This is a genomic window from Rhodovulum sp. P5 (assembly GCF_002079305.1).
GTDB lineage: Bacteria > Pseudomonadota > Alphaproteobacteria > Rhodobacterales > Rhodobacteraceae > Rhodovulum.
Map to the genome: position 1 here is coordinate 1,700,624 of NZ_CP015039.1, position 21,709 is coordinate 1,722,332.

The following is a 21,709-nucleotide window of genomic DNA, read 5'->3' on the forward strand; positions in this document are numbered from 1 at the left end:
GGTTTTCTGACCCCCGGTTTTCTGACCGCGGCGGTTACCCTGAACGCCGGGCCATGTCGGCCTTGCGCGCAATCATCTTGGCGGCCAGTTTCGCGCTTCCGCCAAGGGTCTGGACAACCCGGCGCACTTCTCCATCCGGCAAGCGCGTCACAACGGCAACGGCGTCCGCAACCTGCTCGACGCTCATGTCACCGAAAAGCCGCACCGCATGCGGGTTGTCGGGATCCGTGCGCAGGCGGTCGAGTTCGCCGACGCTCTCTCCGAACGCCTTGCCCTTGGGGTCGCCGCTGGCGCGGAACGCCAGCGCCCCGCCGGTGTCGAGCGTCATCACCACGCCCCCCGCGACACCCTGATTGTCACCGTCGAACCCCACCGCATCCCAGTTGGCCGTCCAGGCATGCACCCCCAGCCAGCGCTGCGCCTGCCGCCGCTCGTCTTCTGAAAACCGTGCAATGCAGCGCTTTTCCAGAGTGACGAATTCAGTGGCGACCAGACAGGGATCAACCGTCGCCACATAACGCAGCGTGGGTGCCCCGGCGAGGTGATAGAGCCTCGCGGCGATCCGTTCGTTGCGGGCATGGGCGGGGCTTTCCAGCTCCTTCACGTAGTACTGCCGGCCCGCCCCATCGCGATAGACGCCGCCGGGATTGCTGCCCATGCCGGGGCCGGCCTTTTCCAGCGCGGCCATGTCGAGGGGCACATCATCGGTCACCGGCCCGGTGCGGCGGACAAGCGCCAGTTGCGCGGGGGTTTCGATGGCGCCGGGGCGCGCGGCGCGCACGTCGCGGATCGCCTGCGCAGGCTCCACCCCCAGTTCGGCCAGAAGGCGCGCAGCGATCATGCCCGCCCGGCCCAGCCCGCCCCGGCAGTGAACGACCACGTTGCCACCGCCCCGCAAAAGATCGCGGAGTTCCCGGCCCGTGCTTTGCCACGCCGCCTCGAACGCGTCGGTCGGAACGGAATAATCCCGGATCGGCAGATGCCGCCACGCCATCCCGAGCTTTTCGACCTCGGCGCCGAGGTTTGGCACCTTGAGCAAGTCAAGTTCGTCCTCTTCGACCAGTGTCAGCACAAGATGCGCGCCCCAGTCGGCAATGGCCTCCAGATCGGTCGCCAGATCGCGCGCCCACGCCCCGGTGCTGGCCAGCGCATCGTGCTTTCCGGGGCAGAAGGTGATGCCGATCCGCCCATGATCGGGGCTGGCCCGAACCTCTGCGATCTGAAGCGGGTGGGACTGGCTGGTTCGGGCGTTGGTCATGGGCAGGTCTCTACGGAATGTCCTGTCACCACGCCCGATCGGGCCGCGAGGGTCAAGGGCGTGCCAGCAGGCGGTCTCACGGGGTGGCCTGCGCCATCGCCCCTGCCTGTCCCCAGACCTGCCAGTCCGCCGCCGACCCGCGGAAGACGTTGATGTCGACCGGCCCGTCCACACCCGTGACCTTGCCGGTGCCGGTATATTGCCAGAAGGTCCAGCGCGCGCCCGGATAGGTCTCTCGCGGGTGGCCCGCGACGGAACGCAGCCAGAACTCCGTCCCCGGCAGCCGCTCGATCCCGGTGTCGCGGGCGAAATCCACCGTGGTGTAAAGGATCGGCCGCCGCCCGTAATGCTGTTCGAGGATATCGAGGAACCGCTTGGCCTCGGCCCGGACGGTCGCACCATCCGGCCGCTTCCGGCATGTGGGCGAATGCGGGTTCCATTCCATGTCCAGAACATGGGGCAGGCTGGTCGCGCTGCGAGGCACATTGCGGATGAACCAGCGCGCCTGCTTGTCGGCCGGGGCGCAGAAATAGAAATAGTGATAGGCCCCGCGCGGCACGCCGGCACGCCCGGCCCCGTCCCAGTGCGCCCGGAACATCGGGTCGAGCTCCTCTACCCCCTCGGTCGCCTTGATGAACGCGAAAGACACGCCAGAGGCACGGGCCCTGCGCCAGTCGATATCCCGCTGCCAGCGGGACACATCGATGCCGTGCACCGGATAGGCCCAAGGCACCTGACCTTGCCAGTCGAACGGGTCGTGATCGGAGAACCGTGGCTGCGGCGTTGTCACGGCGCGCTGCACGCTTTCGGTCGCCTCGGGCGCGGGCGGCGGCGCCCCGCAGGACAACAGGGTCAGGGCGGACAGGGCAAGCACGGTCGGTCGCAGCATCGGTCTCTCGCGTTTCCGGACCGCTGAGGGCCACGGGACCATTCCGCCTGAAGGACCGCCACAAGGCAACCGATTTTACCCGGATGATCGGGAAAGACCGGTCAGCCGCCTATCTCAACCGTCGCAACAACGCGAGAGACGGCTCCCCATCGACTGGCAAACCGGCGCGGGCCTGATAGGCGCGGATCGCGGTTTCAGTATTCGGCCCGATCACCCCATCCGTGCCCTGCGTGTCGAACCCAAGCGCCGTCAGCCGCCGCTGCAAATCCTTCCGGTCATCGATTGTCAAGCCCTTTGCATCGGGCGGAAAGCCCGCTTTCAACGGCGGCTTGCCGGCGATCCGGTCGGCAAGATGGCCGACGCCGATCCCGTAATTCTCGGCGTTGTTGTAGCGCAGGATGACACTGAAATTGCGGAACGCGGCAAAGGCCGGTCCTTGCCGCCCCTGCGGTATCAGGATCGCCGCCGATCCGTGGTCGGGCAAGGGCCGTCCGCTGGTGTCGGTGACGCCAAGCGCGCGCCATGACGCAACGGCACGGGCATTGCCCCGCCCTGCAAGCGCGGTGTTGAACCCCGCGGGCAGGCGCACCTCCATCCCCCAGGGGCGCCCCTTCTGCCAGCCGGAACGTTGCAGATAGGCCGCCGTGGAGGCCAACGCGTCGGTGGGATCGTCCGACCAGATATCCCGCCGGCCATCGCCGGTGAAATCCACGGCATAAGCCTCAAACGAGGTCGGGATGAACTGGGTGTGGCCCATCGCGCCGGCCCAGCTTCCGGTCATGCGCTCGGGCGTGATGTCGCCCCGTTGCAGGATCTTCAGCGCCGCGAACAGCTGCTTTTCGTAGAACGGACCACGCCGCCCGTCGAAGGCCAGCGTCGACAGGGCAGAGATCACGGGAATATCGCCCCGGCGTTCCCCGTACCGGCTTTCCAGCCCCCAGATCGCCGCCACGACTTCCTTGTCCACGCCATAGCGCGCCTCGATCGCGGCAAGGGTCCTGCCGTGACGACTGAGCGCGTCCCGGCCCTTGGCGATCCGTTCATCCGACGCGGCGATGGCAAGGTAGTCTTCAAGGCTGCGCGTAAACTCGGTCTGGTTACGGTCCTTTTCGACGACGTCCGGCAGGAACCCCACGCCCCGAAAGGCCCGGTCGACCGTTGGCTGTGCAATGCCGCGCGCCAGCGCCCGCGACCGGAAGGCGGCAACCCAGGCATCGAAAGCCGGATTGGGCACGGCCCTGACCGCCGCGCGGGAGACCGTGGGCACCCCCTGCCCCCCGCCGCAGGCCGAAAGCGCCGTGGTCGCAAGCCCCAGCAGAACCGTTCGTCTGTTCGGTGTCATCGGCCACTCCCGTATTCGCACGCAAGATATCAGTAGCCGGGGCACACCCCCAAGGAAACCATGTCCTGGGCAGCGCAGGCGGCGCACCGCCCGCGACGACCGATATCACGGCCTGCCCCGCCCCGCCGCCAAGGCGCGCAGCGCCGCCTTGTCCTCATCCAGCATCAGCGCGTTTTCGGCATGGGCAAGGGCCCGGGGAACCATCCGTTCGGCGGCGTGGACAAGCACAGGATCGCCGCTGGCGCGAAGGGTGTTCAGCGCCTGCATCAGACGCCGCGCGACCTCGATCAAACCGGCACCGTCCCGCGCGATGGCATCGAACGCATCCTGCACCAGCGCGTCGGACCGCAAGGCCGGTGCCCAGAGCCTTGGATAGCGCACTTCGTCATTCGCCGGGTTGCACTCGGCCAGCAGCCGTTCCAACCGGCCGATCACGTCAATGGCGGTGCCCGGGTCGTTCAACCCCGGCGACAGCGCGCGCGAGGCGATCTCGGACAACACCAGCAGCGCGAAACGGGCATCCTGGTCGAAACTGCGAACCGATGTGATCCCGAAGGCGGCGCCGATCCCGTCTGCAACCTTGGCATCGGGCGGGAACACATAGGCCAGCGGCGCGCCCGACACCACGAAATCGCCCGGCATGACGATCACGAAGATCTCGGCCTCTGCGCTCTCGGCCGCGGACGACAGGCCCGCCATGTCCACGAACTGCACATATCCGCCCCGCGTCGCCGCGATCGCCCGCGTCCCGTCGGGAATGGCCTCTGGGCCGGGCAAGGGGCGCGCGCCAAGGCTGGGCGCTGCAGCTTGGCGTGCCAGCGCCTTGCGCGCCCGCGCCTCGACCTGCGCGATGGTCTCATCCATGCTGCCCAGACGCGACAGGTGGTCGATCCAGCGCAGGATAGCGAGGATCACAAGGACCACCACCAGCACCGTGAAGCCGAAGACCACGACCGGCGCCGCCCCCCGGTTCAGCCCCGCACGGAACAGGATTATCGAGACCAGCGCAAAGATGAACGCCCCCAGAAAGGTGGCCAGCACCGTTTGGGTCGTCGTGTCCTCCAGCAACAACCGGTGAGAGCGCGGGGTGACCTGCGAGGAGGCCTCCCGATGGGCCGACACCATCACGCTGAGCGAGAAGGTCGTCACCGCCAGCATCGACGACGCCAGCACGTTGAGAATGGGCATCACCGCATCTTCCCCGATACGGTCGGACAAGCCCGACGGAATGATCGGGTCGAACAGCGTGGCCAGCAGCGCGGCAAGGATCGCAAGAAGCGCGATCAGGCTTGCCCGCACCCACAACCGGCGGGTCAGGCGCAAGAGTTGCCAGAGGCGTTTGGACAGCATCGGGAGACCTTCAGGCTGATTGCGCCCGACCCTAGCACGGGCCCCGGGCCATGCCCATGCTCAGCCTTTTCTTGCGGGATGCAGGTCGCTGGCCGAAAAGGCCACGCCACGGGCCGCAAGCCAATCGGTGAAATGCGCCGTCTTGGCCTCAAGCGAACAGGTACCGGTCAGGCACAGGGGATCGGCCGCATAGGCCTCTCGCAACGCGATCTGCCGCTGTGGTGCAAGATGGGCCCAGGGTGTCAGATCGTCGGTCTTGCTTTCGGACACGGTGCAACCCTGTGGACTTGCATTACGCCATGGCTTCCATAATATATTCGTGCAAATGAATGTAAATAGGGGGACGCGCCATGAGCGCCGGTCTCAAACTCATCTGCCACGACTGCGACACCGCCAATCGGGTCCCGGCCGACAAGCTGGGCTCTGGCCCCAAATGCGGCACCTGCGGTGCGAAGCTGACCGATGGCAAGGTGCATGACATCGCCTTCAAGACGATGGAAAAGAGCGTCAAGTCGGACGACCTGCCCCTGATCGTGGACTTCTGGGCGGCGTGGTGTGGCCCCTGCCGGATGATGGCGCCGCAATTCGCACAGGCCGCCAAGACCCTTGCCCCCCATGTCCGCTTTGCCAAGGTCGATACCCAGTCCAATCCGGACGCCACGGTGCGCTACAACATCCGGGGCATTCCCCTTCTGATCCTGTTCGACAAGGGCCGTGAAGTCGCCCGGCTGACCGGCGCGCGCCCCGCGGTCGATATCGAGGCGTTTGTCCGCACGCACGTCGCCCAGACCGCTTGACAACACCTGCCCGATGGGTCAAACGACCTCGCACCGGGGCCGTAGCTCAGTTGGGAGAGCGCGTCGTTCGCAATGACGAGGTCAGGGGTTCGATTCCCCTCGGCTCCACCATTCCTTCCTAAAGCCTTGAATTTCAAGTAAAGTGCTGACAGGAAAGGGTTTTCCGAAGCCACTGTTGCGGTAAGGTGTTACAGTGAGCAAGATCGTGAAAGCCTCAGGTCACACCCGACTCTACCGCCGCGGCGCTGTCTATTACCACCGCGCAACCGTCCCGAATGACATCCGGGATACCTACGGAAAGCGCGAAGAAACCTTCAGCCTGCACACGAGGGACCACCCGGAAGCCCTCAGGCGGGTCAGGGTGGCCGCTGTCGATGTGGACCGGAGGTTTGACGCCCACCGGCGACAGGTGGCGGCGGAGCGCCGGAAAGCGGTTTCAGAGCTTGCGCCCGAGCAAATCAAGCGGATCAAGGCGGAATACTTCCGGTTTCGTCTGGAGGAGGACGAGGACGTCAGGCTCAGCGGGTTCGAGGAGACCGGAACCGCCTGCCCGGTTCCCGAGGAACAGCACGACCCAAGGCCCAGTTTCGACGAATACGAGGAACTGGGGCACGACATCGACGCGGTGAACCGCGCAAACTATGCCCGGGGGAAGCGAGACGCATTCTTCCGGGGGGAGGCCGAAGAAGTCCTGACCTGGGGCGGGATCGACATCCGGCTTGCCGAGGACTCGCCGTCCTGGTCCCCTCTCGTCAGGGCGTTGCAGGAGGCGGCGATACAGGCGGCTGAGGCCATCCAGCGCCGCAACAAGGGGGACGTGGTCGAGACACCCGAAGCCGCCCCAAGGGAGCCCCTGAGCGCCCCCAAGGGCAAACCGCTGTCGGCCCTGTTCGAGGACCGCAAGGCCGAAGCCGACCGCGCGAACCAGTGGACCGCGAAGCTCTCGGATGACTACGAAAGCTGGATCGGGCTCTTTCTGGAAACCGCCGGAGACCGCCCCATCCTCGACTACACAAAGCAGGACGCCCGGGACTTCAAGACCCTGCTGGTCGGGCTGCCAAGCAACCGGCAGAAGCACCCGGAAACACGGGGGCGCCCGGCGAAAGAGCAAGTCGAGGTGGCGAAGCGGATGGGCCTGCCCCTTCTCAGCGTGACAACGGTCAACAAGGCGCTGAGCCGCTTGCAGGCCACTTGGAAATGGGCCGACAAGCAGATGGACGAAGACGTGTCCGACATCTTCGGCCCGATGAAGCTGAACGTCCAGATCGCGCCCCGGGATCAACGCGACCCGCTCAGCCCAGCGCAGCTACAAAAGGTCTTTCACGGCCCCCTGTTCACGGGCTGCGAGTCGGAACGGCGGCGCTCCCGGTCTGGGAAGACGAACATGAGCCATACGCATTGGTACTGGCTCCCCATGCTGGGCCTCTATTCCGGCGCCCGCCTGAATGAGCTTTGCCAACTCCGCGTGGACGATGTCTGCGAGGATGGCGGCGTCCGGTATCTGTCTATCTCGGAGGACGGGGAACACCAGCGCGTCAAGAACCACAAGACACGGGACGTGCCGCTGCACCCCAGCATCCTCGAACTTGGCTTCTGGGACTACCTTGCCGCACGGCGGGCAGCCAAGGACCTCATGCTTTTCCCGGCGCTGGAGCGAGACAGCAAGGGGTACTACTCAAGCCAGCCGTCCAAGGATTTCGCCCGCTACCTGAAGCAGGTGGAGGCCAAGACGGACAAGACCTCGTTCCATTCCCTACGGCACAACTTCAAGGATGCCTGCCTGAACAGCGGCGTTCCGTCAGAGATTGCCGATATTCTACAGGGGCACGCACCGGGCGGCATGGCGGGCCGCTACGGGAACCGAAAGGTTCACCTTGGGACACTGGCGGAGCACATCGCGAAGGTTGCCTATCCCGAGGTGGACTTGAGCAAGATCAAGCGGTTCCACGGGCTGCCCTGAGTGCTTTCATCGACGGCGGGTCTTCCCCAATAACAGGCACAGGCGTCCCCTTGGCAATCGTCCGGCGACCCCGGTTGTCGGCGCGGGGCTCTGACGCGGCGCAATGCACGGAAAATGCGGTTCGCAAAGGCCCGGGCGCACAGGGTCGTGCTCGAAAGTCCTGAAGGTGGGCCTGATGGGCAAAGCGGCGAGGGCTGGCACCGGGCCCATCTTACCATACCGCACAGGCTCAGAATTTCGCGACCGCAGTGAGAGGGTGATGACAAAGCCGGCCCGTTCCGGCAATTGACCACCGCCTCGCTCCGCCGCGGCGCGGCCCGTCATTCCAGCCATCCGCTGCGCCTACGAAATCACGCAGCCGGCGCACTGCACATCGCGGGGTATCGCGAATACCTGACACAAACCATCAGATCACTTGGTCCAGCCCATAGCAGACGTGAAGTCTGGGGAAAAGGTAACAAATTTCATGGGGTTAGCACTGCGTCAACGGGTGTGAAGATAACCTTGGACATCAGCTCATGATCATGGATAGGCTGTTCCTTGGAGGAAAGTACGAGCTTTTATATGCCCATACCTGATTTTGCAGCCCACGGAGCGTTGCCGCCGTTCATTTCTGGTCACCCAACTATTCCGAACGCACGTTCGCCTTTTTCGGCAACAATGCATGAGGTTGTTGATCGCTTCTGCACCTCGCCAGAACGCGCAAAACTAATGAAAGGCCTTAATGAATACCGGAAGCACTTGCATTCAGGTGGCTTTGTTTCAGGCTATCAATGGATAGACGGCAGCTTCGTAGAAAATGTCGAGATCCTTAGGAAGAAGAGCCCAAGCGACATTGACGTGGTGACGCTCTTTAACAGGCCTGCAGGGTATCAATCCCAACCAGAAAATTGGGCGCACGATTACAAGAAATTTATTCACGGCGCTTTCTTCGACACTGTGACAATGAAGCCTACATATTACTGCGATACCTACGCCGTTGACCTTGATGCCGGATCACGTTCGTTGGTCAGAAACACAACATACTGGTTCGGGCTCTTCAGTGACATGCGCGGCTCAAATTCAAAGAAAGGCATCCTTGAAATTCCCTTGGTGATGGACCCTATGGAGTTCGCAGCTATCGACCGGGCGATAGGGGTGAGGTTCAATGTCTGACCTCCTAAGAATTGCTGATCTAGAAAATCAGAAGGCTGAGTTGGAAGCGCTTATGAACGAGGCCGAGACAGATGGAGACGTGGTTGGTCGGTTAAACTTCTCGACTCGTTTGGAAGTGGTCACCACAGAGATAAGTGCTCTTAGGGAACGCGACCCTCAGGTCGCAGAGGTGTCAATCCTCTTCGATGGCGCCCCCGTGGACGGATCACGCACTATCGACGCTAGATTCGCCGCGCAAGCACTCGCCTATTTTCAAGGCATCGTAACTCGCCTTTTCGCATCGAACTTGCGAGGCGAACTTGCGCAACGAGGTAAAATTAAGGGGGCGGAACTCGCGGCCCTCAACATTCGCGGCGTCGCCACCGGCTCCTTCGGCTTCGTTCTTGAAGAAAAGAATGCATGCCAGACAAGCGCCGTGAAAACGCCCATCAGGGAATCTCTTGAGCAGGCCACCGCGCTATTTGAGGAGTTTACACAAGAAAATGAGGATGAGTTCCTCATCGATGTTGATGACATTAACCCAAGGGTCTTTGCCGCTCTTGCAAAGTTTTTCCGCCATCTTGATAAGAACGACGCAGCACTAAAAGCCAATCTTCCAGATCGACAATACAGCTTCGACCGGGCGGACATTGAGAGAGCTTTTAGGAGGATATCTGAAACGAACGTCAAGATCGAACCCGTCATTTGGACCGGTACGCTCGTAGGGCTATCGCCAATCAAGAGAACCTTCGACTTTAAACGCGATGGTGCCGAAGAGATAATTTCCGGTAAATTCAGCCATCAGGTAAGCCAAGACTACCTGGAAAGGATCGAGAAGAAAGAGGGTATAACACTCGGCGATCGCTTTCGCGCCAAAATTGAGGTTGGCACAATCAGAAAGCCTGATGGAACTATAACGGTCAGCTACACGGTTACGGATTTAGAGCAGGCACCGCCTCAGGGTTCCTAAACTTTCAATCCGTTCCGCGCCGTCCTGCGGTCCTAACCTTGCAAACTCCGCTATCTGCGCATTCCCGCCGCTTGGGCATAGCACAGCGAATCTCTGATGAAAGATCGAGGCGACGGCCGCCCGTGAGCGATGCGAATGGCAGCTCTTTCATATCTTGGCGAGCCCCTTCGCCCGCGCAGAGAAGGCCCGGAGTCCACCCCTACCTTACGACCCCCTGAGGGTTGCCCCCCATGATCCGATAGACACTGGCCCGCCCGATCCCCAGCCGCCGGGCAATCTCGGTCGCGCCGACCCCTTCGGCCCTCAGCTTTCGCACCTCGTCGGCCTTGGCCTGTGCGGTGGGTTTGCGGCCCTTGTATTTCCCCGCGGCCTTCGCCTTGGCGATGCCCTCCCGCTGCCGCTCAAGCATGATCTCCCGTTCGAACTCAGCGACGCCCCCAAGGACCGTCAACATCAACTTGCCGGTGGGGGTGGCCGAACTTCGACAAAATCCGGGGGAATCTGCGTGAGCGCGTTCAGCGCAGGTATGGGATTTCAATAGCTTAAGGCGCGCGAGGTGGGCAGTTCGGCCGAAGTCGTGTAGTTACACGTTATGATGTTTAAGACCCTATGAATGCGCCCAAACGTGCGATATCCTGCATGCCATGTTCACGCGCATCACCGAGAGCGGCGGGCGTCGCTATCTGCAGATTGTCGAGTCCTTCCGTAACGAGGCGGGCAAGCCCCGGCTGCGCGTCGTGGCCAATCTGGGGCGCGTGGACGGGATGAAGGATGGCCAGCTCGATGCGCTGATCCGGGGGCTCAGTCGCGCCGCGGGTCGGGTCGAGCCCGAGAAGGCCGAGATCACCTACGAGGCGGCGCGCAGCTATGGCGACGTCTTTGCCCTGCACGAGTTGTGGAAGGACCTTGGTTTCGATCATGCCCTCGGCCGTGCGCTGCGTTCCGGCAAGCGGAAAGTCGACGTGGAGGCGCTGGTCCGCGCCATGGTGTTCAATCGGTTGTGCGACCCCACAAGCAAGCTGGGCTGCCTGCGCTGGCTGGAAACGGTCGCCATGCCCGCGATGCCGGACACCGTCACGCATCAACATCTGCTCCGCGCCATGGATGCGCTGATGGACCATGCCGAGCGGGTCGAGATGGAACTGGCCAGACAAATCCGTCCGCTGGTCGATCGGGACCTGGCCGTGGTCTTCTACGACCTGACCACGGTGCGCATCCATGGCGACGGAGAGGTTGACGACGACCTCCGCGCCTATGGCATGAACAAGGAAACCGGTGGCATCGCCCGGCAATTCGTGCTCGGCGTCGTGCAAACCGCCGACGGCCTGCCGCTCATGCACACGGTCCACCCCGGCAATGTCGGGGAGACGAAAACCCTGCAGGGCATGCTGCAGACGGTGTTGCAGCGGTTTCCCGTGCAGCGTGTCATCCTGGTCGCCGACCGTGGCCTGCTCAGCCTTGAAAACATCGACGAACTGACCGCCCTGGCCGATCAGGACGACCGCAAGCTGGAGTTCATCCTCGCCGTCCCCGCCCGTCGCTATGCCGATCTGGTCGAGACCTTTCGGGGCCTTGCCTTCGACGAAGGCGGCCTGGCGGAAAGCAATTTTGCCGGCCATCGCCTGATCGTCGCCCATGATCCCGTTCGAGCCGCCGACCAATCCGAACGACGTCGCGCCCGCATCGCCGAACTTGAAGCCCAGGCCGAAAAGATGGTCGCCAAGCTCGATGCGCAAGACGACGGCCAGACGGCGCGGGGCCGCCGCGCCTCCGACCGCGGCGCCTATAGCCGCTTCACGCGCGCCGTGGCCGAGGCCGAACTGACCCGGTTCCTCAAGGCAGACCTGCAGGCCGACCGGTTCAGCTACAGCATCGACGAAGACGCCGTCGCCCGAGCCGAACTCTTCGACGGCAAGCTCGCCCTGCTGACCAATGCCCCCGACCTGACGCCGACCGCAACCGTGACCCGCTACAAGTCGCTGGCCGATATCGAACGCGGCTTCCGCGTCCTGAAATCCGATATCGAGATCGCCCCCGTCCACCATCGGCTGCCCGACCGCATCCGCGCCCACGCGCTGATCTGCTTTCTCGCCCTCGTCCTCTACCGCGTCATGCGCATGCGGCTGAAGGCAAAAGGACATGACGCCAGCCCACGAACCGCCCTCGACATGCTCGCGCGCATCCACCGCCACGAAGCCCGGATCGCCGACCGAAAGCTCGACGGCCTCACCACCCCGACCCCCGAACAACTGGACCTCTTCGACACCCTGAACCTGCCAAAACCCGCCTGATCACCCTCGCGTAGTTACATTTTGGCCAATCTCGCCATAACGATATCAATCACTTACGCGTTTTACTGGTGAACTTGAGAGGACAGGGCCTCAGCGAGCTTCTCACGGGCTGTCACGTCCACCGAGGACACCTGCTCCACGAACACCCGGTCGCACCCGGCGGCCTCAAGGTCCCTTTGCTGCCCCTCAAGGCCCGCCCTCTGGTCCAGCGTCGAAGTCCGGGCATATCCCACCAACATCGTCTCACCTCCATCAAGACTGTCTCACAAGGTTTAAGACGTTATAGGCCGCAGCGTCTCAGAAATGAAAGACCATGTTTATGGGACATTCTGCGCCGGGCGGTGAGACGACTCACTAGACCTTGCCCTGTGGGACACTCTGGGGGGCATCCGGCAGACCCGCCTTTGCCCCGGAGTGTTCACAGGATCGGGGATGGGGAAGGTGGCGAGCGCTGAGCCGTCGCTACGGGGGGGGCCATGGGGGAAAACTGGGGGGACGCCCATGCGCATTAAGATGATAGATTTTCTGTGGAAATATCCGATGGGGTGGGGGCGGCCGCAGGATCGCAATTGCTGCCTGCCCTGTGACAGTAGAGACGGAGGCCCAGCAGACCATTCATCCCCAAGATACCCTCGGGGACCACTCGGGATGCAAACGAGGGAATGTCCTGTTTGGGGTTGGGGAGGTGCTGCCCTGACAGATCAGCGTTGCCAACCAAGGGGACTCTCTGGGGAACCCCAAGAACACTTAAGCACCTATAAAAAAACAATAATAACCCTCAGGTTACTCTCAGAGACCTCTTTAAGAATCTATAGAAATCTCAAACGGCCCAACCAGCCGTAGGGGATGCAAATTCTAAGTCATTGATAAAGATCCAGTTTCTCAAGATGCAGGGTGCGGCAAGCCGAATACCCAAACGCCCCCGCGACGCCCGACCTGCGCCGAAGTCTCCTTGAGCATATTTCCACCGCTTGCGGTGCTGTACACGCCCCCTATCCAAGCCTTTGAAACCGAAGCGCCTGGCTACGTCTTCCGCGACGTCTTGGGGGCGCTCGATACTGTGGAAACTCCGCCCCTTGGCAGGCCCGCACGCCCGTGGATTTGCGCCCCACAGGCCAACTCGGGATATCTCGGGCCTCACGATACCAGAGAGTTCCCGGGGGCACTCTTTCGGCCAAATCCCCATCCATCCTTACACGAAGGGCCACGGTATATGATCGGCTCCGGTTGGCTTGCAGAGTCCGCTTCCGGCCCTTGATCGGTCAGGAGAGTTTTCTCGGTGAAAGCGTGGATCGCCACACCGCCATCCTTGGACGCCGCTGGGTGTCTCCCACCGGGTACCGATATGCGTTGCCTTGTTGTTGGTCCGGACATCCGCAGACCTGTGGATTTGGGGCGCAGGATGGCCTTGCGGCCTCGGGGTAGGCGGAGGGTGCCCGGGGGAACTTGGGGGCACCCAAAGGGCCAAATCTCGGACCGGAGTTTACCGTTCGCGATAGGGCCGGAAGCGCATGTGAGCACCGGAGCTTGACTCTTCGGCGGTCAAACCCGCCCATTTGGAAAGCGGGGCAGGACTGAAACAGGGTGTCGAGCCGCGAACGAAGGCGACGAGTGTATCGGGCGCATGTCCGTCTTCCAGAAGGTCACGCGAGATCGCACAGGGGCCTTTGCGGGCGGGCCGGTTGAGGTCGATGGTAATGGAGGTCATGGGGAAAAGTGATGTTGGGAAGCTGGATGGGCTGGGCAGCTTGTTGGGGGCTGTCCTGAGAAAGCCGCAGCACGCAGAAAAAAACTGCAAGCGCGGGAAGTCGCTTCAACGAGAAGAGTCTTGATGAATGAAGCGAGCGAGAAGGCGTTTTTCGCCTCTGTAGGGGATACCAATTCAACGGGCACCAATGCTGGGCTGCAAACAATGCCCGTCACACCACACAAAGTGTTACAGCGGGCTGACACAAGCAGCAAAACCAGATACCCCTAAGCCACTGAAAATAAATACCGAAACCCACCGCCTGCCGCTTCCCCTCGGCTCCACCATTCCTACCGATATGTTCGATTGTGACGCCAGCACGGGCCCGACTGTTTGCGCAGGCGATACCCCCTGAGTCATGGCCGAACAAGTCGGCGTTCCCCCGCGTTTTCGGCGGCCTCCAAGGCAAGGCAAAAAACGCGCATCGGCCCCCTGATCGTTCCGATGGGACAGGGGGCCGAGCGTTAAGGTAAGGCAATACGCTCTCGGCGCGCGACGGATACAGGGATTAGACGATATCCCAGTCCAGTCCAACGTCGTCGATGGTGTGATAGGTCGCGTTGCCGTCGTTCATTTCCCAATAGCTGACACGGCCGGTGTCCTTGCGCCAGATGACATCGTCGGTGCCATCGCCGTTCACGTCGGCCACATCCTCGACCGACCAGTCTGTCCCGGACCAGTCGATGGCGTGATAGGTGTCCTGCCCGTCATGCATCTCGAAATAGCCGACATGGCCAGTGTCCTTGCGCCACAGGATATCATCGGTGCCGTCGCCATTCAGGTCGCCCACACCCTCGACCGACCAATCCGTCCCCGCCCAGCCAATCGCGTGGTAGGTGTGGCTGCCATTGTCCATCTCGAAATAGCCGACATGGCCGGCCGACTTGCGCCACAGGATGTCATCCGTCCCGTCACCGTTCAGATCGCCGATGCCCACGACCGTCCAGTCGGTACCGGCCCAGCCGATGGCCTGGTAGGTGTGGCTGCCATTGTCCATTTCGAAATAGCCGACATGGCCGGCCGACTTGCGCCACAGGATATCGTCGGTGCCGTCGCCGTTCAGATCGCCCGTGCCTGCGACGGACCAGTCGGTGCCGGCCCAGCCGATGGCGTGGTAAGTCTTGTTACCATCGGTCATCTCCCAATAGCCGACATGGCCGGTGTCCTTGCGCCACAGGATGTCGTCGGTTCCGTCGCCGGTGAAATCCTGCAATGTGTCGCCATCGGGGGTTTGCGGCTGGGAGTCGGGATCGGGCGACCCGTCGTAGATGTCGACGATTTCCAGCCCCCGGTACTGCTCGGTCGTGTAATAGTCGGAATTGTAGTACTGCCCGCCAGACAACGGCGTGCGCACCTGCAAGGCGGCCAGAACCTGGGTGACGGTGCTGAAATCCGCATCGAACCCCAGAAGGAACTGATAGGTCATGTCCCCGTCCAGCTCTCCGGCGGGGAAGGTTCGGGTCATTTGTTGGAACAGCAGGACGTTGTTCGACAGGCCTTCCTCGGGCGAAGTGCTCGATATCCCGTATTGACCGGCCAGGCCCGAAACCGTCTGCGTGCCGAAACCGGATTTCGGGTTTTCGACGGTGATCGTCGCGGTTCCGGAAAGCGTGACGGCCGTGTCGACCTCGGGCATCGTGAAGTCGGCCGCGAAGGGCGACCCCGACATCTGCATCACGATGGTATAGGATGTGCTGCTGAGAAGCGGGCCAATCGGGTCGGCCACCACCTCCCAATCGAGTTCGCCGGTGATCGTCACCCGGTCATTACGTTCATCAAGCGTGACGGTCACCGGATCGGTGTCGTTTATCGAGAGCGCCATGAAATCCCTCATCCAATGCTATCGGCGCAGCAAATGTGGCGCGCCGGGGTCGTTCATAAGTCCTAATATATTCCTAGAAGCCTCAATATCGGACAGCTGTCAATGACGGCGGGAAATCCGGCCACGATCACGACACAAAACCGCCCATTCTCCTGCTTCACACCCACTCTTGCGGAACAGGTCGCGAAGCCGGGCGCCAAGATTGCCGATCCATCGGCCATGTGGCGCGGCGCCAAAGACACCGCATAGACGACACCCGCGCCCGCGCTACCCTTACCGGCAAGCTGGAAGGGAGCCCCGATGAAACCGATTATCCTGTACCTGTCGACGGCAACCATCTTTCTGGTCGTCGACGCGATCATGCTGAAGACGGTCATGCGGCCGCTGTTCGAACGCTACATCGCCGACTGGCTGCTGGAGGAGCCGCGGCTTGGCGCGGCGGCGGCCTTCTACCTCGCCTACGTGGCGGGGTTGATCTACCTTGTGTCATGGCCTGCCCTGCAAGCCGGTGACGGCGGGCGGGCCCTGCTGCAGGGGGCGATCCTCGGCGCGGTTGCCTATGGCACTTACGAGTTCACGAACTACGCCACCTTGCGAAACTGGTCGCCCGTCCAGGTCGCCATCGACACCAGTTGGGGCGCTGTCCTGACCGGATTGTCCGCATGGGCCGGGGTTGCGATCACCCGGGTCCTGACCTGATCCGTGAACGGCGAACAGGCGGAACGGGCATACATCCCGGTGGACCAAGGTTTAGGAAATGGAACAAACCGACTTGAACGCGGTCAGGTGAGTGGGCACCGACCGCGTTTCCTTGCGGTGCCGGCAGGCGGGGCGGGTCGTCCGCGGATCGGACGGCGCGCGGCGCGGGCAAGGGAGAGCGGCAGCAGTCCGTGGCGCCACCGCTCGCCAGAAAATCAGATCGTCTTCAGATCGCCGGCGGATTTGCGGCCATCGCGGCCTTCGATCATCTCGTAGGATACTTTCTGATTGTCGGCGAGTCCGGTCATGCCTGCACGTTCGACGGCAGAGATATGAACGAACACGTCCTTTCCGCCGTCATCGGGGGCGATGAAGCCGTAGCCCTTGGTGGTGTTGAACCATTTCACGGTGCCGGTGGGCATCCCTTGTCTCCTTCCAAGCTCCGCGCCCGCGGAATTGCAGCGCGGTCTGTCACAGCCAGGTCTTCCAGTTCTTCCGGCTGCCCAAAGAAGGAGCGGTCGTCCAGGTCGTCTGCCGTCACGGCTCAATAAATCAGCCCGAATCGCCTGAAAAGCAAGCGGTGGCTGGTCGCCCCACCCATTTGGGGTATGGTTGGCGAAACCGGAGGCATCATGATCCTTTACGGCCTGAAAACCTGTGACACCTGCCGCAAGGCCCGCGCTGCGCTTGAGAAGGCGGGCCACGAGGTGCGGTTTCACGATGTCCGCGACATGCCGCTTGGGGCCGAGGATCTCACGCGGTTGCTCGACGCGTTCGGTGACGCGCTGATCAATCGGCGTTCCACCACATGGCGGCAACTGGATGAAGGGGAGCGGGCACGCCCACCGCTCGACCTGCTGGGCGATCACCCGACGCTGATGAAACGGCCGGCGATAGATACCGGAGAGACGCTGTATCTCGGCTGGGGCAAGGAGATTCAGGCCGCGCTGATCGGCTAGGCGCGACCGTCACTCGACCTTCCGGGCCTCATCGACCAGCATGATCGGAATCCCACCCCGGATCGGGAAGGCCAGCCCCGCCGCCTTTGACACCAGCTCGTGCCGCTCCGCATCATACCGCAACACGGCGTTGGTGACGGGGCAGACCAGCGATTCCAGCATCTTGCGGTCGGCGGGGGGCAGGTCGGTCACTGCATCTTTTCCTCGTCGGTGCCGCTGCGCAGCGCAAACTCGATCAGCGTGACCAGCGTTTCGCGCCGTGTCGGAAGCGAGGGCGCCTCGAGCAGCGCCTGCTTGTCCTCCGGCGGGAAGGGGCACAGCATCGACAGAGAGTTGATCAGCAACTCATCCTCGGCCTCTTGCAGGCTCTCCCAGTCGGTCGACAAGCCGCGGCTGGCGAAGAACCGGCTGAGCAGCGGCATGAACGTCTCTCGGTCGAAGGCACCGTCATCTTCCCCGGCGCCCAGATCGGGGGCGAACCCGTCCCATGACACATCGGCCTTGAGGTAAGGCGTGAACCCCGCCTGCTCTTTCAGGATGCGGAACCGGGAAATGCCGTTCAGCGTGATCATGTACCGCCCGTCCTCGGTCTCCGAAAAGGCGGTCACGCGGCCAGCACAGCCGATGCTGTGCAGCTTGCGTTCCTCGCTGCCCGGCACCTCTCGCGGCTGGACCATCCCGATCAGCCGGTGCGGGGTTTTCAGCGTGTCGTCGAGCATCGCCAGATAGCGCGGCTCGAATATGTGCAAAGGCAACCGGGCGCGCGGCAAAAGCAGCGCGCCGGGAAGCGGAAAGATCGGGATGGTCTCTGGCAGGTCGGCCGCATTGAACATGCCGAACAAGCTAGGCCGCGGCATCCGTCAGGCAAATATCAGGGAGGAGAGTTTTCTGCGGCCTTTCAGCACGATCGGGTCCTGCGGTTTGAGCGCATCGAAGATGGTGAAAAGCTGGGCCTTCGCCGCGCCGTCGTTCCATTCGCTGTCGCGCCGGAACAGCTCCAGAAGCTGGTCCACTGCCTCCTCGATCTCGCCATTGGCATGAAGCGCCTTGGCAAGGTCGAAACGGGCCTGATGGTTATCGGCATCATGGTCCACGGCGGCCCGCAACTCGGCTACGGGGCCTGCCTCGGCCGCCTGCCGGGCAAGGTCGACCTGTGCGCGAGCGGCCTCGATCTCGGGCGCGTTGGCGATTTCGGCCGGCACGGCGGCCAGCAGACCTTCGGCCTGCTCGACCTCTTTCAGCGCCAGATGCGACCGGATCAGCCCGCCATAGGCGGCGGCGTTCTCCGGCTCTTGCGCCAGAATGGCGGCGAAGGTCTGCGCGGCATCCACGGCCGCCCCTTCGCCCAGCATCGCCTCGGCCTCGGTCACCGCTTCGGCAAGACCGCCGTCGCCGCCTGCCCCGACCACCCGGTCGATGAACGCCTTGATCTCGGAGGCCGGCAGCGCCCCCTGGAACCCGTCGACCGGCTGGCCCTGGTGAAAGGCATAGACCGTCGGGATCGACTGGATGCGCAACTGCGCCGCGATCTGCTGGTTTTCGTCCACGTTCACCTTGACCATGCGCACCTTGCCGCCGGCCTCGGTCACCCCTTGTTCAAGCGCCGGCCCCAACGCCTTGCACGGCCCGCACCACGGGGCCCAGAAATCGACGATCACCGGCACCTCGTTGGAGGCGTCGATCACGTCCTCCATGAAGGTCATCTCGCTGATCTCCTTGATCAGGTCGCCCTTGGGCGCGTCCGCGCCATTTCCGCCAAGTCCCAACATCCAGTCGTCTCCGCCTTTCAGGGATTTTCGCCATATATGAGCTTCACCGGGCAAAACCCAAGGGCGAACTCACAAATCGAATGTCGCAAGAACCGGAACGTGGTCCGAGGGCTGCTCCCACCCCCGCGCGTCGCGCAGGATGCGGCTGGAATGCGCCGCCCCGGAAATGTCACCGGTGGCCCAGACGTGATCCAGCCGCCGTCCCCGGTCCGACGCCGCCCAGTCGCGCGCCCGGTACGACCACCAGGAATAAAGCTTGCCCTCGGGGATGTCCTTGCGCGTGACATCCACCCAGCCGCCCGCCTCCTGCGCGGCGATCAGCCCCTCGACCTCGACCGGGGTGTGGCTGATGATCTTCAGCATCTGCTTGTGGGACCAGACGTCATCCTCCAGCGGCGCGATGTTCAGATCGCCCACGAGGATCGCCCTTTCGGGCCGGTTTCCGTGGAACCAGTCGCGCATATCGGCCACGTAGTCGAGTTTCTGTCCGAATTTCTCGTTCTTCTCCCGGTCGGGCACATCGCCGCCGGCAGGCACATAGAAATTGTGCACCACCACGCCGTTTTCCAGCCGTGCCGCCACATGGCGCGCATGGCCCAGCCCCGCGAAATCCAGATCGCCCGCGTCTTCCAGCGGCAGCCGCGACAGGATCGCGACGCCGTTATAACCTTTTTGCCCGCGCGCCACGATATGGCCATAGCCAAGCGCCTCGAACGGCTCCACCGGGATCTTGTCGACGGGACATTTGCATTCCTGAAGGCACAGGATGTCGGGGGCCTCTTCCCGAAGGACGCGTTCGACAAGCCCCTTGCGCAGTCGGACGGAGTTGATGTTCCAGGTGGCAAGGGTAAATGGCATGGGCTGTCCTGTCGGCAGTTTCCGGGGCTCGCGCAGCCTAGGCGGGCGCGGTCAGGCCTGCAACCACCCGCGGGCGGTTTGTACACGCCCAAATGCGAACGCCCGCCCGCCAGACGGCGGACGGACGTTCAGCATCTTGCAGAATGTGGATCAGCCGGCCTTGCGGGCGAACCGGCGCGCGGCCCCAAGGCCCCCCAGCGCCGTCCCCATCAGCACCAGCGATGCCGGAAGCGGAACATCCCCGCCCACCGTCACATGCACGGCAAACACATCGGCCACACCGACCTGCCCACCGGTGTTGTTCCAGTTCGTATCCGTGGTCAGGGTCGAATACAGGAAGCCACGGTTCGTCAGACCGATGTCATCGGTCCGGGTCGTTTCCCAGCTGCAGGCATCGGCGCCATCGCCGTCAAGAACGACCATATGGCCGACATCGGAACCACAGCCGCCATAGTTGCGGTTGATGTACCAGTGACGGTCATTGCTGGTGTGACCCGCGATCGAGAAGTAGTTGTGAACATCCGTCGTCAGGTCGTCGGGCCAGCTGGAGCCGCTGACATTGGCGACCGCGAAGAAGTCGGTCATCGTGGTGCCGGCCGCGTCGAATTCCACATAGGCCACTTCGGAGCCTTGCGAATACATCGACACCCGCACAGACTCCACCTCTGCCCAGTCGATCGACCCATTGCGGTAGTCGATACCGTTGTTGACCAGATCGGTCGCACCGGCGACACCCTCGTTCCAGCCGGTCCCGTCGGTCCAGCCGCTATAGGCATCCAGACGCCCGGCCGACGAGGCATCCGGCGTCAGGTCGCTGAGTTTCATCGCAAGGATAGAAGCGGCATTTGCCTGCGACGCCAAAAGCAGCGCCGCGGCGCTGGCCGCCGCGAGAAGAGCTTTGGTACCCATCATGAGTCCCCCTCAAGTACACATTACAAGGGGACGATGCGCGCATTGCCGCGGCAAGTCAAATTCTTGCCGCAAGAATGCCTGAATTGCCTCGGGCCGCGGCAGGCTTTGGAAACAGTCGGAACCCGGGCGCCGTTTTGTCGTCATGCTGACGCCTGATGCCCTTGGCTGCGGGCGTGGCGGCACATGAACCGCCCGCCCGGTCTGCCATCTTCCGCAGAGGTCACGCGACCAGGCGATAGCCCCCCGACTCGGTCACCAGAAGCCGCGCGTTGGACGGATCGGGCTCGATCTTCTGGCGCAGGCGGTAGATGTGGGTTTCCAGCGTATGGGTGGTCACCCCGGCATTGTAGCCCCAGACCTCGTGCAACAGCACATCGCGCGCCACCACGCCTTCCGACGCCCGGTAGAGATATTTCAGGATGTTGGTTTCCTTCTCCGTCAGGCGGATCTTGCGGTCTTCCTCGGTGATCAGCATCTTCATCGACGGCTTGAACGTGTACGGCCCAAGCTGGAAGACCGCATCCTCCGACTGCTCGTGCTGGCGCAGTTGCGCGCGAATGCGGGCCAGCAGCACCGGAAACTTGAACGGCTTGGTCACATAGTCGTTCGCCCCGGCATCCAGACCCAGGATCGTGTCGGCATCGCTGTCATGGCCCGTCAGCATTATGATGGGGCATTTGACATTCTGCTTGCGCATCAACCGGCACAGTTCCCGCCCGTCCGTGTCGGGCAAGCCCACATCGAGGATCACCAGATCATAGAGCGCCTCCTTGGCCTTCTCCATCGCCTCGGCGCCGTTGCCGGCCTCGAACACGTCGAAATCCTCAGTCATGACAAGCTGCTCGCTCAGCGCCTCGCGCAAGTCGTCTTCATCATCGACCAGCAGGATCTTTTTCAGATTGCTCATCGGGGTGTCTCCTCTGTCTGACCTGCGCATCAGATGACGCCCCCT

At 62.9% G+C, this 21,709-nt stretch carries 21 protein-coding genes, 1 tRNA gene and 2 pseudogenes; 8 read left to right on the forward strand and 16 right to left on the reverse strand.

Features of this window, described 5'->3' with window-relative positions:
• Positions 1 to 34: 34 nt before the first annotated feature.
• The 5 genes from RGUI_RS22095 to RGUI_RS08315 all read right to left on the reverse strand — a co-directional run bounded on the left by RGUI_RS22095 (position 35) and on the right by RGUI_RS08315 (position 5,109).
• Positions 35 to 1,258 (reverse strand): cyclin-dependent kinase inhibitor 3 family protein, encoded by a 1,224-nt coding sequence (locus RGUI_RS22095; protein ID WP_081532618.1) that lies wholly within the window; start codon positions 1,256 to 1,258, stop codon positions 35 to 37.
• Positions 1,259 to 1,334: 76 nt separating this feature from the next.
• Entirely contained in the window at positions 1,335 to 2,147 is an 813-nt protein-coding gene (locus RGUI_RS08300; protein ID WP_081532619.1) for a GH25 family lysozyme, read from the reverse strand.
• Positions 2,148 to 2,256: 109 nt separating this feature from the next.
• The gene (locus tag RGUI_RS08305; RefSeq protein ID WP_081532620.1) at positions 2,257 to 3,489 is read right to left on the reverse strand and encodes a lytic murein transglycosylase; all 1,233 of its coding nucleotides are present in this window, start codon (positions 3,487 to 3,489) and stop codon (positions 2,257 to 2,259) included.
• Positions 3,490 to 3,594: 105 nt separating this feature from the next.
• A complete protein-coding gene (locus RGUI_RS08310) occupies positions 3,595 to 4,839 on the reverse strand; it encodes a DUF2254 domain-containing protein (protein ID WP_081532621.1) in 1,245 nt (414 codons plus the stop codon).
• Positions 4,840 to 4,899: 60 nt separating this feature from the next.
• Positions 4,900 to 5,109 (reverse strand): hypothetical protein, encoded by a 210-nt coding sequence (locus RGUI_RS08315; protein WP_081532622.1) that lies wholly within the window; start codon positions 5,107 to 5,109, stop codon positions 4,900 to 4,902.
• Between the two features lie 80 nt (positions 5,110 to 5,189).
• Between RGUI_RS08315 and trxC the strand changes: the two genes are divergently transcribed.
• The 5 genes from trxC (at position 5,190) to RGUI_RS08340 (ending at position 9,700) form a co-directional block, all read left to right on the forward strand.
• Complete coding sequence (gene trxC, locus RGUI_RS08320; RefSeq protein ID WP_081532623.1) at positions 5,190 to 5,636, forward strand: thioredoxin TrxC; 447 nt, start codon at positions 5,190 to 5,192, stop codon at positions 5,634 to 5,636.
• A gap of 35 nt (positions 5,637 to 5,671) precedes the next feature.
• Positions 5,672 to 5,747 (forward strand) — tRNA-Ala (locus tag RGUI_RS08325).
• A gap of 94 nt (positions 5,748 to 5,841) precedes the next feature.
• Entirely contained in the window at positions 5,842 to 7,596 is a 1,755-nt protein-coding gene (locus RGUI_RS08330) for a DUF6538 domain-containing protein (protein ID WP_371587419.1), read from the forward strand.
• 540 nt (positions 7,597 to 8,136) lie between these two features.
• On the forward strand, positions 8,137 to 8,751 hold the full coding sequence (locus RGUI_RS08335; protein ID WP_156882911.1) for a hypothetical protein: 615 nt from the start codon (positions 8,137 to 8,139) through the stop codon (positions 8,749 to 8,751).
• Positions 8,744 to 9,700, forward strand: a complete 957-nt coding sequence (locus RGUI_RS08340; protein ID WP_081532626.1) for a hypothetical protein — start codon at positions 8,744 to 8,746, stop codon at positions 9,698 to 9,700. The genes RGUI_RS08335 and RGUI_RS08340 overlap by 8 nt, the downstream gene beginning before the upstream one ends.
• Positions 9,701 to 9,899: 199 nt before the next feature.
• Here RGUI_RS08340 and RGUI_RS08345 read toward each other — a convergent pair.
• Positions 9,900 to 10,220 (reverse strand): annotated as a pseudogene (locus tag RGUI_RS08345) (helix-turn-helix domain-containing protein); the annotation flags it as partial.
• Positions 10,221 to 10,344: 124 nt separating this feature from the next.
• Between RGUI_RS08345 and RGUI_RS08350 the strand changes: the two are divergent.
• On the forward strand, positions 10,345 to 11,991 hold the full coding sequence (locus tag RGUI_RS08350; RefSeq protein WP_081532493.1) for an IS1634 family transposase: 1,647 nt from the start codon (positions 10,345 to 10,347) through the stop codon (positions 11,989 to 11,991).
• Positions 11,992 to 12,074: 83 nt separating this feature from the next.
• Here the strand turns inward: RGUI_RS08350 and RGUI_RS08355 are convergent.
• The 3 genes and pseudogenes from RGUI_RS08355 to RGUI_RS08360 all read right to left on the reverse strand — a co-directional run.
• A pseudogene (locus RGUI_RS08355) lies at positions 12,075 to 12,230 on the reverse strand (recombinase family protein); the annotation flags it as partial.
• A 1,244-nt stretch (positions 12,231 to 13,474) separates the two neighbouring features.
• Complete coding sequence (locus RGUI_RS21160) at positions 13,475 to 13,699, reverse strand: hypothetical protein (RefSeq protein ID WP_156882912.1); 225 nt, start codon at positions 13,697 to 13,699, stop codon at positions 13,475 to 13,477.
• Between the two features lie 547 nt (positions 13,700 to 14,246).
• On the reverse strand, positions 14,247 to 15,560 hold the full coding sequence (locus RGUI_RS08360; protein ID WP_081532628.1) for a VCBS repeat-containing protein: 1,314 nt from the start codon (positions 15,558 to 15,560) through the stop codon (positions 14,247 to 14,249).
• 300 nt (positions 15,561 to 15,860) lie between these two features.
• Here RGUI_RS08360 and RGUI_RS08365 point away from each other — a divergent pair, with 300 nt between their 5' ends.
• Positions 15,861 to 16,259: a DUF2177 family protein gene (locus RGUI_RS08365; RefSeq protein WP_081532629.1), complete on the forward strand. Its 399-nt coding sequence runs from the start codon at positions 15,861 to 15,863 to the stop codon at positions 16,257 to 16,259.
• 215 nt (positions 16,260 to 16,474) lie between these two features.
• Here the strand turns inward: RGUI_RS08365 and RGUI_RS08370 are convergent, their stop codons facing one another.
• Positions 16,475 to 16,681: a cold-shock protein gene (locus tag RGUI_RS08370; RefSeq protein ID WP_081532630.1), complete on the reverse strand. Its 207-nt coding sequence runs from the start codon at positions 16,679 to 16,681 to the stop codon at positions 16,475 to 16,477.
• Between the two features lie 210 nt (positions 16,682 to 16,891).
• On the opposite strand from RGUI_RS08370, the gene RGUI_RS08375 reads away from it, so the two are divergent.
• Positions 16,892 to 17,218, forward strand: coding sequence for an ArsC/Spx/MgsR family protein (locus RGUI_RS08375; RefSeq protein ID WP_081536024.1), 327 nt, complete (start codon positions 16,892 to 16,894; stop codon positions 17,216 to 17,218).
• Between the two features lie 9 nt (positions 17,219 to 17,227).
• On the opposite strand, the gene RGUI_RS08380 is transcribed toward RGUI_RS08375, so the two are convergent.
• The 6 genes from RGUI_RS08380 to RGUI_RS08405 all read right to left on the reverse strand — a co-directional run bounded on the left by RGUI_RS08380 (position 17,228) and on the right by RGUI_RS08405 (position 21,664).
• A complete protein-coding gene (locus tag RGUI_RS08380) occupies positions 17,228 to 17,380 on the reverse strand; it encodes a Trm112 family protein (protein WP_156883073.1) in 153 nt (50 codons plus the stop codon).
• Positions 17,381 to 17,406: 26 nt separating this feature from the next.
• A complete protein-coding gene (locus RGUI_RS08385) occupies positions 17,407 to 18,051 on the reverse strand; it encodes an LON peptidase substrate-binding domain-containing protein (RefSeq protein WP_081532632.1) in 645 nt (214 codons plus the stop codon).
• 27 nt (positions 18,052 to 18,078) lie between these two features.
• Entirely contained in the window at positions 18,079 to 18,987 is a 909-nt protein-coding gene (trxA, locus tag RGUI_RS08390) for a thioredoxin (protein ID WP_081532633.1), read from the reverse strand.
• 69 nt (positions 18,988 to 19,056) lie between these two features.
• On the reverse strand, positions 19,057 to 19,845 hold the full coding sequence (locus RGUI_RS08395; RefSeq protein WP_081532634.1) for an exodeoxyribonuclease III: 789 nt from the start codon (positions 19,843 to 19,845) through the stop codon (positions 19,057 to 19,059).
• 150 nt (positions 19,846 to 19,995) lie between these two features.
• Positions 19,996 to 20,757 carry a VPLPA-CTERM sorting domain-containing protein gene (locus RGUI_RS08400; RefSeq protein WP_081532635.1) on the reverse strand — a complete coding sequence of 254 codons (762 nt, stop codon included), beginning with the start codon at positions 20,755 to 20,757 and terminating at the stop codon, positions 19,996 to 19,998.
• 220 nt (positions 20,758 to 20,977) lie between these two features.
• Positions 20,978 to 21,664 (reverse strand): response regulator transcription factor, encoded by a 687-nt coding sequence (locus tag RGUI_RS08405; protein ID WP_081532636.1) that lies wholly within the window; start codon positions 21,662 to 21,664, stop codon positions 20,978 to 20,980.
• Between the last annotated feature and the right edge of the window lie 45 nt (positions 21,665 to 21,709).

Coding starts and splice junctions, on each gene's coding strand:
- RGUI_RS08385 (WP_081532632.1), bottom strand. CDS start 18,051: ATGTTCAATGCGGCCGACCTGCCAGAGACCATCCCGATCTTTCCGCTT.
- RGUI_RS08360 (WP_081532628.1), bottom strand. CDS start 15,560: ATGGCGCTCTCGATAAACGACACCGATCCGGTGACCGTCACGCTTGAT.
- RGUI_RS08350 (WP_081532493.1), top strand. CDS start 10,345: ATGTTCACGCGCATCACCGAGAGCGGCGGGCGTCGCTATCTGCAGATT.
- RGUI_RS08365 (WP_081532629.1), top strand. CDS start 15,861: ATGAAACCGATTATCCTGTACCTGTCGACGGCAACCATCTTTCTGGTC.
- RGUI_RS08305 (WP_081532620.1), bottom strand. CDS start 3,489: ATGACACCGAACAGACGAACGGTTCTGCTGGGGCTTGCGACCACGGCG.
- RGUI_RS08405 (WP_081532636.1), bottom strand. CDS start 21,664: ATGAGCAATCTGAAAAAGATCCTGCTGGTCGATGATGAAGACGACTTG.
- RGUI_RS08340 (WP_081532626.1), top strand. CDS start 8,744: ATGTCTGACCTCCTAAGAATTGCTGATCTAGAAAATCAGAAGGCTGAG.
- trxC (WP_081532623.1), top strand. CDS start 5,190: ATGAGCGCCGGTCTCAAACTCATCTGCCACGACTGCGACACCGCCAAT.
- trxA (WP_081532633.1), bottom strand. CDS start 18,987: ATGTTGGGACTTGGCGGAAATGGCGCGGACGCGCCCAAGGGCGACCTG.
- RGUI_RS22095 (WP_081532618.1), bottom strand. CDS start 1,258: ATGACCAACGCCCGAACCAGCCAGTCCCACCCGCTTCAGATCGCAGAG.
- RGUI_RS08375 (WP_081536024.1), top strand. CDS start 16,892: ATGATCCTTTACGGCCTGAAAACCTGTGACACCTGCCGCAAGGCCCGC.
- RGUI_RS08300 (WP_081532619.1), bottom strand. CDS start 2,147: ATGCTGCGACCGACCGTGCTTGCCCTGTCCGCCCTGACCCTGTTGTCC.
- RGUI_RS08400 (WP_081532635.1), bottom strand. CDS start 20,757: ATGATGGGTACCAAAGCTCTTCTCGCGGCGGCCAGCGCCGCGGCGCTG.
- RGUI_RS08395 (WP_081532634.1), bottom strand. CDS start 19,845: ATGCCATTTACCCTTGCCACCTGGAACATCAACTCCGTCCGACTGCGC.
- RGUI_RS08370 (WP_081532630.1), bottom strand. CDS start 16,681: ATGCCCACCGGCACCGTGAAATGGTTCAACACCACCAAGGGCTACGGC.
- RGUI_RS08380 (WP_156883073.1), bottom strand. CDS start 17,380: ATGCTGGAATCGCTGGTCTGCCCCGTCACCAACGCCGTGTTGCGGTAT.
- RGUI_RS08310 (WP_081532621.1), bottom strand. CDS start 4,839: ATGCTGTCCAAACGCCTCTGGCAACTCTTGCGCCTGACCCGCCGGTTG.
- RGUI_RS21160 (WP_156882912.1), bottom strand. CDS start 13,699: ATGACCTCCATTACCATCGACCTCAACCGGCCCGCCCGCAAAGGCCCC.